The organism is Rhizobium aethiopicum (assembly GCF_014197535.1).
In the GTDB taxonomy this organism is placed as follows: Bacteria; Pseudomonadota; Alphaproteobacteria; order Rhizobiales; family Rhizobiaceae; genus Rhizobium; species Rhizobium aethiopicum_A.
In genome coordinates, this window is sequence record NZ_JACIFV010000001.1 from 295,958 (window position 1) to 309,162 (window position 13,205).

The following is a 13,205-nucleotide window of genomic DNA, read 5'->3' on the forward strand; positions in this document are numbered from 1 at the left end:
AGTCCCGTCATCATTTCATAGACAGCGCAACGTTCTGCGCTGCGTGCACGGCGGCCGTGTAGTTGTTGACCAGCAGATCCACCGAGGCGGCCGTCGCATCGAAGACCGGAGCCGGATAAACGCCGAAGAAAATGGTCAGCGCTACCAGCGGATAGAGGATCAGCTGTTCGCGTCTGGAAAGATCGAGCAGCGCCTTCAGCTTTTCCTTCTCCAGGGCGCCGAAGATTACGCGGCGATAGAGCCAGAGCGCATAGGCGGCCGAGAGAATGACGCCGGTGGCGGCAAAGAGCGCGACCCAGGTGTTGACGCGGAAGACGCCGATCAGCGTCAGGAATTCGCCGATGAAGCCCGACGTGCCGGGAAGTCCGACATTGGCCATGGTGAAGACCATCATCGCCACGGCATATTTCGGCATGTTGTTGACGAGGCCGCCATAAGCGTTGATCTCGCGGGTGTGGGTACGGTCATAGACGACGCCGACGCAGAGGAAGAGCGCGCCGGAGACAATGCCGTGCGACAGCATCTGGAAGATCGACCCCTGAACACCCTGCATGTTGGCGGCGAAGATGCCCATGGTCACGTAGCCCATGTGCGCCACGGAGGAATAGGCGATCAGCTTCTTGATATCATCCTGCATCATCGCCACCAGCGAGGTGTAGATGATGGCGATGACCGACATGGCGAAGACCAGCGGCGCGAAATAGTCGGAGGCGACGGGGAACATGCCGAGCGAGAAGCGGATGAGACCGTAGCCGCCGAGCTTCAGGAGCACGCCGGCCAGGATCACCGAGCCCGCCGTCGGCGCCTGAACGTGCGCATCCGGAAGCCAGGTATGAACCGGCCACATCGGCATCTTCACCGCGAAGGAGGCAAAGAAGGCAAGCCAGAGCCAGGTCTGCAGCGCCGGCGGGAACTTGTAGGCGAGCAGCGCGGTAATATCGGTCGTGCCGGCCTGCCAGTACATCGCCATGATGGCGAGCAGCATCAGCACCGAGCCGAGCAGCGTGTAGAGGAAGAACTTGTAGCTCGCATAGACACGATCTCTTCCGCCCCAGACGCCGATAATCAGGAACATCGGGATGAGGCCCGCTTCGAAGAAGACGTAGAAGAGCACGATATCGAGCGAGACGAAAACCCCCACCATCATCGTTTCCAGGATGAGGAAGGCGATCATGTATTCCTTCAGGCGCTTTTCGATCGAGAGCCAGCTGGCCAGCACGCAGAAGGGCATGAGGAAGGTCGTCAGGATGACGAACAGCATCGAGATGCCGTCGACGCCGACGTGGTAGCCAATGCCGGTGCCGAGCCAGTCATGCTTTTCGACCATCTGGAAGCCGGGATTGGCATTGTCGAAGCCGATCCAGATGACGAGCGAGACGATGAAGGTGAAGACGGTGGTGAACAGCGAGATCCCCAGCACGTTCTTTCGGCCGCTTTCGCTGTCGCCATTCATCAAGAGCAGGAGCACCACGCCGGCGAGCGGCAGGAAGGTGACCGTTGAAAGAATAGGCCAATCGGTCATCAGAAGGAACTCCCGAGCATCATCCAGGTAACAAGCGCCGCAATGCCGATCAGCATGGCGAAGGCATAGTGATAGAGGTAACCGGTCTGCAGGCGGACGACGCGGTCGGTGACGGCGACGACGCGGGCGGCCACACCATTCGGGCCATAGGTATCGATGACGCCGACGTCACCCTTCTTCCACAGGAAACGGCCAAGCGCCCTCGCCGTGCGGACGAAGAGGAAGTCGTAAAGTTCGTCGAAATACCACTTGTTGAGCAGGAAGTGGTAGAGCACCCGATGCTGCTTGGCGAGGACGCGCGGCGTCTGCGGCGAGCGGATATACATGTACCAGGCAATGACGAAGCCGAGCACCATGGCGATGAAGGGGCTCAAGCCCACGAGCGCCGGCACGTGGTGGAATTCTTCGACGAGTTCGTTTTCGGCGCCGGTAAAGAGCGCGCCCTTCCAGAACTCGGCATATTCCTCGCCGTAGAACCGGCCCTCGAAGAAGTAGCCGGCCAAAACCGCTCCAACTGCGAGTAGATAGAGCGGCACCAGCATAACTTGCGGCGACTCATGGACGTGGTGCATGACCTCATGCGATGCGCGCGGCTTGCCGAAGAAGGTCATGAAGATCAGGCGCCAGGAATAGAAGCTCGTGAAAAGAGCCGCAATGACCAGAAGCGAGAAGGCGAAGCCCGCGACCGGCGAGTGCGATGCATAGGTCGCCTCGATGATCACGTCCTTGGAGAAGAAGCCGGCAAGGCCGAACGGCGTGAAGGGGATGCCAACGCCGGTGATCGCCAGCGTGCCGATGATCATGAGGCCGGCGGTAACTTTGATGTGAGGATACAGGCCACCCATGTAGCGCATGTCCTGCTCGCCATCGACGGCATGGATGACCGAGCCGGCGCACAGGAAGAGCAGCGCCTTGAAGAAGGCGTGCGTGAACAGATGGAAGATCGCTGCGCCGTAGGCCCCTACCCCCAGCGCCACGAACATGTAGCCGAGCTGCGAGCAGGTGGAATAGGCGATGACGCGCTTGATGTCGTTCTGGACCAGGCCGACGGTTGCCGCGAAGAAGGCGGTGATCGCGCCGATCACGGTAACGACGGTCAGTGCGTCCGGCGACAGTTCGAAGAGCGGCGACATGCGGGCGACGAGGAAGACGCCGGCGGTGACCATGGTGGCGGCATGGATGAGGGCCGAGACCGGGGTCGGGCCTTCCATCGCGTCCGGCAGCCAGGTGTGCAGCAGGAACTGCGCCGACTTGCCCATGGCGCCCATGAACAGCAGCAGGCAGATGCCGGTCAGCGCATGCGCCTTGTCGAGCTGCATGCCGAAGAGGTTGAGGATCACTTCGCTCGCCTCGCCGCCGCCTTCATGCGGGGCGAAGTTCGATGCATTGGCGAAGATCGTATCGAGGTTGATTGAACCGAACAGCACGAAGACGCCGGCAATGCCGAGCACGAAACCGAAGTCGCCGACGCGGTTGACGATGAATGCCTTCATTGCCGCGGCTGTCGCCGACGGTTTCTTGAACCAGAAGCCGATCAGCAGATAGGAGGCGAGACCGACGCCTTCCCAGCCGAAGAACATCTGGGCAAGATTGTCGGCCGTCACCAGCATCAGCATGGCGAAGGTGAAGAGCGAGAGATAGGCAAAGAAGCGCGGGCGATGCGGATCGGTATGCATGTAGCCGATCGAATAGATATGCACCAGCGTCGAGACCGTGTTGACCACGATCAGCATGACTGAGGTGAGCGTATCCACGCGCAGCGACCAGGAGACGTCAATGCCGCCGGACTGGATCCAGCGCAGCACCTCGACCCTGATCGGCCCGCCTTCGAGATGGCCCATGCCGACGTTGAAGAAGACGATCCAGGAGAGGATGCCAGCGATGATCATCAGGCCGCTGGTGACATATTCCGAAGCCTTGGCGCCAATGGCGCGGCCGAAAAGGCCGGCGACGATCGCGCCGATCAAGGGAAGAAAGACAATAGCCTTATAGAGGAACATGAGCCACTCAGCCCTTCATCATATTGACGTCTTCGACCGCGATCGAGCCGCGGTTGCGGTAGAAGACAACGAGAATTGCAAGACCGATCGCCGCTTCGGCAGCCGCAACCGTCAGAATGAGCAGCGCGAAGACCTGACCGACAATGTCGTTCAGGAAGTGAGAGAAGGCGACCATGTTGATGTTGACGGCAAGCAGGATCAGTTCGACCGACATCAGGATGACGATGACGTTCTTCCGGTTCAGGAAGATACCGAAAACGCCGAGCGTGAAGAGGATGGCGCTGACCGTCAGGTAGTGGGAAAGTCCGATGACCATGTTCTTTGTTCCTTGACCTGCCTTTAGACGCCCTGCCCCGGCTTGACCGTAACCACCTCGACGGCGGTGGCGGGCGTGCGGGCAACCTGCCTGGAAATATTCTGCCGCTTGATGTTGGTGCGATGCCTCAGCGTCAGCACGATCGCGCCGATCATGGCGACCAGCAGCACCAGGCCGGCAATCTGGAAGAAATAGACGTAGTTGGTGTAAAGCACGTCGCCGAGAGCGGCCGTATTCGTGCGCTCGGTGAGCGCCGGGATCGGCATGGCGACTGATTTGGCGATCTCAGGCGAGATGACGCTGCCGCCGATGACGACGATCAACTCGGCCGCCAGGATGATCCCGATCAACCCGCCGATCGGCGCATATTCGAGCACGCCTGCCCTCAATTCGGTGAAGTCGATGTCGAGCATCATCACTACGAAGAGGAAGAGGACGGCGACGGCGCCGACATAGACGACGAGCAGGATCATCGCCAGGAACTCGGCGCCGAGCAGCAGGAACAGGCCGGCCGCGTTGAAGAACACCAGGATCAGGAACAGAACCGAGTGAACCGGGTTCTTCGCCCAGATGACCATGAACGCCGACGCCACCGCGACAAAGGCGAAAAGGTAGAAAAATAGAGCCTGCAGACCCATGTTGGTGCCTTTTTCATCTTCCCCCGGGCAGCCGGGAGTTTTCCCTGCCCGATGGAGCTTCGCGGCACTCGCCGGCAAAGCTCCTGTGCATATTGACCGCGACGGGAGCGAGCAGCTCCATCGCGGCATTTCAGATCTCAATCAGCGGTACGGCGAGTCGATCGCAATGTTGCGGGCGATTTCACGCTCCCACCGGTCCCCGTTATCCAGAAGGCGCGCCTTGTCGAAATAGAGCTCTTCGCGGGTTTCCGTCGCAAATTCGAAATTCGGACCTTCGACGATCGCGTCGACCGGGCAGGCTTCCTGGCAGAAGCCGCAATAGATGCACTTCACCATATCGATGTCGTAGCGCACGGTGCGGCGTGTGCCGTCGTTGCGGCGCGGACCGGCCTCGATGGTGATCGCCTGGGCAGGACAGATCGCCTCGCAGAGCTTGCAGGCGATGCAGCGTTCCTCGCCGTTCGGATAACGGCGCAGCGCATGCTCGCCGCGGAAGCGCGGGGAGACCGGGCCCTTTTCGAAGGGGTAATTGATGGTCGCCTTCTGGCGGAAGAAATAGCGCATCGACAGAAAGAACGCGCCGAAGAATTCCTTGAGGAACAGCGAGTTGATGGAGCTGGACAAGCTTGCCATCTTCAACCTCCAATTTTGCCGGAAACGAGAGCTGGGATCATTATGCCCATCCCATCAGTTTCAGCACGAATGCAACGATGATGACCATGGCGAGCGACAGCGGCAGGAAGACCTTCCAGCCGAGGCGCATGAGCTGGTCGTAGCGGTAGCGCGGGACGAAGGCTTTGACCATCGCGAACATGAAGAACACGAAGCAGGCCTTCAGCATGAACCAGATGATGCCGGGGACCCAGTTGAGGATCCAGATATCGACCGGAGGCAGCCAACCGCCGAGGAAGAGGATCGTCGTCAGCGAGCACATCAGGCAGACGGCCGCATATTCCCCAAGCATGAACATCATGTATGGCGAGGAACCGTATTCGACCATGAAGCCGGCAACCAGTTCCGATTCGGCTTCCGGCAGGTCGAAAGGCGGACGGTTCGTCTCGGCAAGCGCTGAGATGAAGAAGACGATGAACATCGGGAACAGCGACAGCCAGTGCCAGTCGAGGAACGAGGCCGGTAGGCCGAGCATGGTGCCGAGGCCATTGTGCTGCGCATTGACGATGTCGGTCAGGTTGAGCGATCCGACGCAGAGCAGAACGGTGACAATGACGAAGCCGATGGAGACTTCATAGGACACCATCTGTGCGGCCGAGCGCAGCGCGCCGAGGAACGGATATTTCGAGTTCGACGCCCAACCGCCCATGATGATGCCATAGACTTCGAGCGAGGAGATCGCAAAGATATAGAGGATACCGACATTGATGTTGGCGATCACCCAGCCGTCGGCGAGCGGCACCACCGCCCAGGTCGACAGCGCCAGAAGCACCGTCACCAGCGGAGCGAGCAGGAACACCGCCTTGTTGGCGCCAGCCGGAATGATCGGCTCCTTGAAGACGAATTTCAGAAGGTCGGCGAAGGACTGGAACAGGCCGAAGGGACCGACGACGTTCGGACCGCGGCGCAGCTGCACGGCCGCCCAGATCTTGCGATCGGCAAGCAGCACATAAGCGATGAAGACGAGCAGGCAGACGAGAAGCAGCAGCGACTGACCGATCATGATGATCCCCGGCCAGACATAGGTTGAGAAGAAAGAATCCATGAGTTCCTGCCCTTACTCTGCCGCGACTTTGAAGTTGTTGCGGGCCAATGCCGAGCACTCGGCCATGACAGCCGAGGCGCGCGCTATCGGGTTCGTCAAATAGAAGTCTTTGACCGGCGACGCAAACCCTGACTTGTTCATCTTGCCGGCTTTTTTCGCGACTGCGGCAATTTGGGCGCTATCGGTTTCGGCGATCTCGTCGATGGCGGCGAAATGCGGGAAAGCGGCATAGAGCCGGCCACGCAACTCGCTCAGCGAATCGAAGGGAAGCTTCTTACCGAGCACGTCGGACAGGGCGCGGATGATCGCCCAGTCCTCGCGGGCATCGCCCGGCGCAAAGCCTGCGCGGTTGCCCATCTGGACGCGGCCTTCGGTATTGACCCAGGTGCCGGACTTTTCGGTATAGGCTGCGGCCGGCAGGATGACGTCGGCATGGTGGGCGCCGTTATCGCCGTGCGAGCCGATATAGACGGTGAGCTTGGCCTTCTTGGCGGTGAAGTCGAGTTCGTCGGCGCCAAGCAGGAAGAGCACGTCCATTGCCGTCAGCATCTCGGCGGCGCTGACACCTTTGGCACCGGGTACGAAGCCGAGGTCGAGGCCGCCGACGCGCGAAGCGGCGGTGTGGAGGACGGCAAAGCCGTTCCAGCCTTCGACGACCGCGCCGACCGAACCGGCAAGCCTGGCGGCGCTTGCGAGAACGCCGGCACCGTCGCTGCGCGACAGCGCGCCCTGGCCGATGATGATCATCGGCTTGGCGGCATTCTTCAGAACATCAGCGAAGGCATGACCGCCGTCGACCAGATCCTTCAGTGTGTCGGGACCACCGCCGAGATAGTCATAGCTGTAACGCAGTTCGCCGGGCTCACCGATCACGCCGATCGGGAACTTGCCGCGGCGCCAGCGCTTGCGAATGCGGGCGTTGAGGATAGCCGCCTCGAAACGCGGATTGGCGCCGATGATCAGCAGCGCGTCGGCCTGGTCGATGCCTGCAATCGTCGGGTTGAAGAGGTAGCTTGCACGGCCGAGCGACGGATCGAGTGCCGCCCCATCCTGACGACAGTCGAGATTGGCAGAGCCCAGAGACTTGACCAGTTCGGAGAGCGCATACATTTCCTCGACGGAAGCGAGATCGCCAGCGATCGCGCCGATCTTCTCACCTGAAGTGGCGCTCACAGCAGCCTTGATGGCGCCGAAGGCCTCGGCCCAGCTCGCCGGCTGCAGGCGGCCGTCGCGACGGACGTAAGGCCGGTCGAGGCGCTGCGTCTTTAGGCCGTCCCAGATGAAGCGGCTCTTGTCGGAAATCCATTCTTCGTTGATCGCCTCGTTGACACGCGGCAGGATGCGCATGACCTCACGGCCACGGGTGTCGACGCGAATCGCCGAACCGACGGCATCCATGACGTCGATCGATTCGGTCTTGTTCAATTCCCAGGGGCGCGCCGTGAAGGCGAAGGGCTTGGAGGTGAGCGCGCCGACCGGGCAGAGGTCGACGACGTTGCCCTGCAGTTCGGAGGTCATCGCCTGTTCGAGATAGGTGGTGATCTCGGCATCCTCGCCGCGACCGATCAGGCCGAGTTCGGAAATACCGGCGACCTCGGTGGTAAAGCGGACGCAGCGCGTGCAATGAATGCAGCGGTTCATCACCGTCTTGACAAGCGGGCCGATATATTTGTCCTCGACGGCGCGCTTGTCTTCCTGGTAGCGGGAGGTGTCGATGCCGAAGGCCATCGCCTGATCCTGCAGGTCGCATTCGCCGCCCTGGTCGCAGATCGGGCAATCAAGCGGATGATTGATCAGCAGGAACTCCATCACGCCTTCGCGGGCCTTCTTGACCATCGGCGTGTTGGTGAAGACCTCCGGCAGTTCGCCGTTCGGGCCGCCGCGGATGTCGCGCACGCTCATGGCGCAGGAAGCCTGCGGCTTCGGCGGGCCGCCCTTCACCTCGACAAGGCACATGCGGCAGTTGCCGGCAACCGACAGGCGCTCGTGGAAGCAGAAGCGCGGAACTTCGGCGCCGGCATCCTCACACGCCTGCAATAGCGTGAAATGATCCGGAACTTCGATCTCGTTGCCGTCAATCTTCAGTTTTGCCATCGTCGCTCAGTCCTGTTTCCCGTTTGCCTGATGACGGCAAACAAACCTGTTTTTGCAACATTCTCTTTGCCGAGCCGGATCTTTCGTCCTGCCGGCATCTGATGTCGCCCAAATTGTCTGTCGCGCGTTCCAGACGCGGAACCCGCACCGGCATCTGCAGCGTGAGGCCCCCGCCTCTGCGCCGATCCGCCCTATCTCCGGCCGGTTTGCACGGCCGGACAGTTCATTTCCTTCTGCGGCCCCGCCCCGCCAGAACCTTCGCCTGACCAATCCAGTCGTCGCGCGCGATGCGGCCGCTAAGGCCGAGCTCGGCGTCGAGCCGGGCGATATCGTCGTCGGTCCAGGCGGCTATCTCGGCGAAGCCTCGAATGCCTTTGGTGTTCAACACCTGCTCCAGCTTCGGACCGATGCCGGCAATCAGCTTGAGATCGTCAGCCTTTGCAGCCCGCTGAACTGGTTTCACCTTCACGTCGGGCTTTGGCTGGCTTGCCGGGGTCGGCTCGCTCGCCGACTTGACGACTGTCAGCGTCGGCACAGCCTTCCTCTCGACCGCCGGCTTGTCGGCCACGGGCTTGCTGAAAGCCCTGACGGCCGGGCGGATGTTCTCCGGCCGGATATCGACTGCGGGCGCCGGTTCGTCCGGCGGCGTGTCATCGAGGGCGGCCGCGAGCTTGCCGGTGGTTTCCAGAGCGCCCTGGAAGGCTCCGAAAAAGGCGCCCGCCATCTGCGTCGAGAAGCCAAAGCCGATTGCCGTTGCGGCGGCAAAGGCTGCGGCAGGGTGCGCCATCAGCGGATGCACAGGCATTGCCTGGGCGTTTTCCAGCATCTCGGCGGCAAGACGGCCGAAGCCGGCCGCGAAATCGGCGGTCCCTTCCTTCTTTCCACTCTTCGATGCCGCCATGATTATTCAGCCGCCTCCAGAACCGCGCCGTGGTCCAGCGCACTTGCCGTATACTGGTCGATGCGCTTTTCGATCTCGGGACGGAAGTTACGGATCAGGCCCTGCACCGGCCATGCGGCGGCGTCGCCGAGGGCGCAGATGGTGTGACCTTCGATCTGCTTCGTCACCTGAAACAGCATGTCGATTTCGCGCTTCTGGGCATTGCCCTTGGCCATGCGCTCCATCACGCGCCACATCCAGCCGGTGCCTTCACGGCAGGGCGTGCACTGGCCGCAGCTCTCATGCTTGAAGAAGGCGGAGATGCGGGCGATCGCCTTGATGACGTCGGTGGACTTGTCCATGACGATCGCGGCGGCCGTGCCGAAGGAGGAACCGACGCCGCGCAGGCCGTCGAAATCCATCGGGCAGTCGATGATGTCCTTGGCCGGAACGATCGGGCAGGATGCGCCGCCCGGAATGACGGCGAGCAGATTGTCCCAACCGCCGCGGATGCCGCCGGCATGGCGGTCGACCAGCTCGCGGAAGGTGATGCCCATTTCCTCTTCGACCGTGCACGGCTTGTTGACGTGGCCGGAGAGCATGAACAGCTTGGTGCCGACATTGTTCGGACGACCGATGGCGGAGAACCAACCGGCGCCGCGGCGCAAGATCGTCGGCGCGACGGCGATCGATTCGACGTTGTTGACGGTCGTCGGGCAGCCGTAGAGGCCCATATTGGCAGGGAACGGCGGCTTCAGGCGTGGCTGGCCCTTCTTGCCTTCCAGGCTTTCGAGCAGCGCGGTTTCCTCGCCGCAGATATATGCGCCGGCGCCGTGATGGACGAAGATGTCCATGTCCCAGCCGAGTTTGTTGTTCTTGCCGAGCAGGCCGTAATCATAACATTCGTCGATCGCCGCCTGCAGCGCTTCGCGCTCGCGGATATATTCGCCGCGCACATAGATGTAGGCGGCATTGGCGCCCATGGCGAAACTCGCAACGACGCAGCCCTCGATCAGCGTGTGCGGATCGTGGCGCATGATGTCGCGGTCCTTGCAGGTGCCGGGCTCCGATTCGTCGGCATTGACGACGAGGTAATGCGGGCGGCCGTCGCTTTCCTTCGGCATGAAGGACCATTTGAGGCCCGTGGGGAAGCCGGCGCCGCCGCGGCCGCGAAGGCCAGAGGCCTTCATCTCGTTGATGATCCAGTCGCGGCCTTTTTCGAGGATCTGCTTGGTGCCATCCCAATGGCCGCGGCTCATCGCGCCCTTCAGGGACTTGTCCTTGAGGCCGTAGATGTTGGTAAAGATGCGGTCTTTATCTTGTAACATGCTTCACCTCTTACCGCGGCTTCTTGCCGAAGACCTTGATATATTCCGCTTCGCCGCCCTTGGCGAGCGCCTTGGCCTGCTTGACCCAGTCGTCACGCTCGATGCGGCCGCGGAAATTCAGGTAGCCATCGACCCATTCGCGCTCGGCCTTCTTCCAGCCTGCGACCTGCGAGAAGGTGAAGATGCCGATTTCATTCAATGTCGCCTCGATCTTCGGACCGACGCCGGAGATCATCTTCAGGTCATCCGGTGCTGCGGGCTTTTCGATGCCGGCCGGACGGTTCTTGTCGGTCAGGCTTGGCTTGGCCGCCGGGGCGGCTTCCGCCTTGGCGGCAGCGGGCGCCGGCTCGGCAGGCGCCGTGCCGGAAACCGGCTGCTGCTCGGCTGCCTTGGCGTTTTTCGCAGCTGCCTTCGGCGCCGTTGCCGGCGTCTTCAAGGTCGCATTGGTCTCGGCATCGGTGCTCTTCGGGCGGCCGGCCTCGGAGGGCGGGATCGGCGCGCCGTCGGTCGGCGCCGACACGCTTTCGGCATCGGTCTTCTTGGCGCGTGTCCTTGCCTTCGGCTCTTCCGTCGTCAGCGAGGTCGGGCCGCCTTCAGGTGCTGAGAATATCCGGTCGATCTGGGTGCCCGGCTTGATGCTCGCGCCATTGCCGGCGGCAAAGGTTTCGATGATCTCTTCGAGACGTTCGGGCGTCAGATCCTCGTAGGTGTCCTTGCCAATCATCACCATCGGGGCGTTGACGCAGGCGCCAAGACATTCGACCTCTTCCCAGGAGAGCGTGCCTTCGGCATTGCGTTCGAAGGGGTGCGCGTGGATCTTGCTCTTGCAGACCGACATCAGCGCTTCCGAACCGCGCAGCATGCAGGGCGTCGTGCCGCAGACCTGGACGTGGGCGCGCGTGCCGACGGGATGCAGCTGGAACTGCGTGTAGAAGGTCGCGACCTCAAGCACTCTGATATAGGCCATGTCGAGCATGTCGGCGATCTTTTCGATCGCCGCGCGCGTGACCCAGCCGTCCTGTTCCTGCGCCCGCATCAGCAGCGGAATGACCGCCGATTGCTGGCGGCCGGCGGGGTATTTCTGGATCGTCTTGTCCGCCCAGACCGCATTTTCATCGCTGAAAGCGAATGCGGCAGGCTGAAATTGATCTTCGGCTAATCGACGAACGGACATTCTTCCTCACGCCTTGTCAGTTTAGGGTTCCACACCGCGAAGCGGTCAAAGACTGCATTTCGCAGGCATAGGCCGACTGGTCTTTCTGCATAAATACGACGAATTTTCCGCCGTTCGGAACGGCGGCCTTGATCTGATAGCCCTTGGACAAAAGCTCGCCCATGGACGATTGCTGCCCCGGCGGCGTCACTTCCTTATGACCCAGCGGCGTGCCGAGGGTGTCGGCCTCCTGGGCCGAAACCTCGGATGCCGCAAGAAGAATTGCGACGGCCAGCGGCAGAAGCTGCATCAGCGGTCCACCTCGCCGAAGACGATATCGAGCGAGCCAAGGACAGCAGCGACATCGGCAAGCTGGTGGCCGCGGCACATGAAGTCCATCGCCTGCAGATGGGCGTAACCCGGAGCGCGGATCTTGCAGCGATACGGCTTGTTCGAGCCGTCGGAGACGAGATAGACGCCGAACTCGCCCTTCGGCGCCTCGACGGCGGCATAAACCTCGCCGGCCGGCACATGGTAGCCTTCGGTGTAGAGCTTGAAATGGTGGATCAGCGCTTCCATCGAGCGCTTCATCTCGCCGCGCTTCGGCGGCACGACCTTACCGTCGATCGACGAGAAAGGACCGGTCTTGGCATCCGAGAGCAGGCGATTGACGCACTGCTTCATGATGCGGACCGATTGGCGCATCTCGATCATGCGGATCAGGTAGCGGTCGTAATTGTCGCCGTTCTTGCCGATCGGGATGTCGAATTCGAGATCGGAATAACATTCGTAAGGCTGGGCGCGACGCAGGTCCCAGGCAGCGCCCGAACCACGCACCATGACGCCGGAGAAGCCCCAGGCCCAGCAATCTTCCAGAGAGACGACGCCGATATCGACGTTGCGCTGCTTGAAGATACGGTTGCCGGTCAAAAGATCGTCGATGTCATCGAGCGCCTTCAGGAAGGGATCGCACCAGTCGCCGATGTCCTGCACGAGCTTTTCCGGCAGATCCTGGTGGACGCCGCCCGGACGGAAATAAGCCGCATGCATGCGCGAACCGCTGGCGCGTTCATAGAACACCATCAGCTTTTCGCGCTCTTCGAAGCCCCAGAGCGGCGGTGTCAGCGCGCCGACGTCCATGGCCTGCGTCGTGACGTTCAAGAGATGCGAGAGGATGCGGCCGATTTCCGAGTAGAGCACGCGGATCAGCTGGCCACGGATCGGGATCTGGATGCCGAGCAGCTTTTCGACGGCCAGCGCATAGGCATGCTCCTGGTTCATCGGCGCGACATAGTCGAGGCGATCGAAATAGGGCACGGCCTGAAGATAGGTCTTGGTCTCGATCAGCTTCTCGGTGCCGCGGTGCAGCAGGCCGATATGCGGATCGACCCGCTCCACAATTTCGCCGTCAAGCTCCAGGACAAGACGAAGAACGCCGTGCGCCGCCGGATGCTGCGGTCCGAAATTGATGTTGAAGTTACGGACGTTATGTTCGGTCATGGCGATGGGCTCGCGTTCTCAGATAACCAGTGAATGACGGGCGCAGAGCCCGCCAGC

Annotated in this window: 12 protein-coding genes; all 12 read right to left on the reverse strand. The window is 61.6% G+C overall.

All coding sequences use genetic code 11. The annotated features are described in order from the left end of the window. Window positions 1–10 precede the first annotated feature (10 nt). Window positions 11–1,522 (reverse strand): NADH-quinone oxidoreductase subunit M, encoded by a 1,512-nt coding sequence (locus GGD53_RS01560; protein WP_184452950.1) that lies wholly within the window; start codon window positions 1,520–1,522, stop codon window positions 11–13. Beyond that, on the reverse strand, window positions 1,522–3,522 hold the full coding sequence (gene nuoL, locus GGD53_RS01565; protein ID WP_184452952.1) for an NADH-quinone oxidoreductase subunit L: 2,001 nt from the start codon (window positions 3,520–3,522) through the stop codon (window positions 1,522–1,524). The genes GGD53_RS01560 and nuoL overlap by 1 nt, the downstream gene beginning before the upstream one ends. Window positions 3,523–3,529: 7 nt before the next feature. Beyond that, on the reverse strand, window positions 3,530–3,838 hold the full coding sequence (nuoK, locus tag GGD53_RS01570) for an NADH-quinone oxidoreductase subunit NuoK (protein WP_184452954.1): 309 nt from the start codon (window positions 3,836–3,838) through the stop codon (window positions 3,530–3,532). A 23-nt stretch (window positions 3,839–3,861) separates the two neighbouring features. Beyond that, window positions 3,862–4,476: an NADH-quinone oxidoreductase subunit J gene (locus GGD53_RS01575; RefSeq protein WP_184452956.1), complete on the reverse strand. Its 615-nt coding sequence runs from the start codon at window positions 4,474–4,476 to the stop codon at window positions 3,862–3,864. Window positions 4,477–4,617: 141 nt separating this feature from the next. After that, window positions 4,618–5,109 (reverse strand): NADH-quinone oxidoreductase subunit NuoI, encoded by a 492-nt coding sequence (nuoI, locus tag GGD53_RS01580; protein WP_004680064.1) that lies wholly within the window; start codon window positions 5,107–5,109, stop codon window positions 4,618–4,620. Between the two features lie 40 nt (window positions 5,110–5,149). After that, window positions 5,150–6,193, reverse strand: a complete 1,044-nt coding sequence (gene nuoH / locus GGD53_RS01585; RefSeq protein WP_064801830.1) for an NADH-quinone oxidoreductase subunit NuoH — start codon at window positions 6,191–6,193, stop codon at window positions 5,150–5,152. Window positions 6,194–6,205: 12 nt separating this feature from the next. Then, entirely contained in the window at window positions 6,206–8,287 is a 2,082-nt protein-coding gene (gene nuoG / locus GGD53_RS01590) for an NADH-quinone oxidoreductase subunit NuoG (protein WP_184452958.1), read from the reverse strand. 223 nt (window positions 8,288–8,510) lie between these two features. Then, window positions 8,511–9,188: a 5' DNA nuclease gene (locus tag GGD53_RS01595; RefSeq protein WP_184452960.1), complete on the reverse strand. Its 678-nt coding sequence runs from the start codon at window positions 9,186–9,188 to the stop codon at window positions 8,511–8,513. 2 nt (window positions 9,189–9,190) lie between these two features. Continuing rightward, window positions 9,191–10,495: an NADH-quinone oxidoreductase subunit NuoF gene (gene nuoF / locus GGD53_RS01600; RefSeq protein ID WP_003558451.1), complete on the reverse strand. Its 1,305-nt coding sequence runs from the start codon at window positions 10,493–10,495 to the stop codon at window positions 9,191–9,193. 10 nt (window positions 10,496–10,505) lie between these two features. Next, window positions 10,506–11,669 (reverse strand): NADH-quinone oxidoreductase subunit E, encoded by a 1,164-nt coding sequence (locus GGD53_RS01605; protein ID WP_184452962.1) that lies wholly within the window; start codon window positions 11,667–11,669, stop codon window positions 10,506–10,508. Window positions 11,670–11,685: 16 nt separating this feature from the next. Further along, window positions 11,686–11,958 (reverse strand): hypothetical protein, encoded by a 273-nt coding sequence (locus GGD53_RS01610; protein WP_184452964.1) that lies wholly within the window; start codon window positions 11,956–11,958, stop codon window positions 11,686–11,688. Then, on the reverse strand, window positions 11,958–13,148 hold the full coding sequence (locus tag GGD53_RS01615; protein ID WP_097598371.1) for an NADH-quinone oxidoreductase subunit D: 1,191 nt from the start codon (window positions 13,146–13,148) through the stop codon (window positions 11,958–11,960). Before GGD53_RS01615 ends, GGD53_RS01610 begins: the two co-directional genes overlap by 1 nt. Window positions 13,149–13,205: the final 57 nt, after the last annotated feature.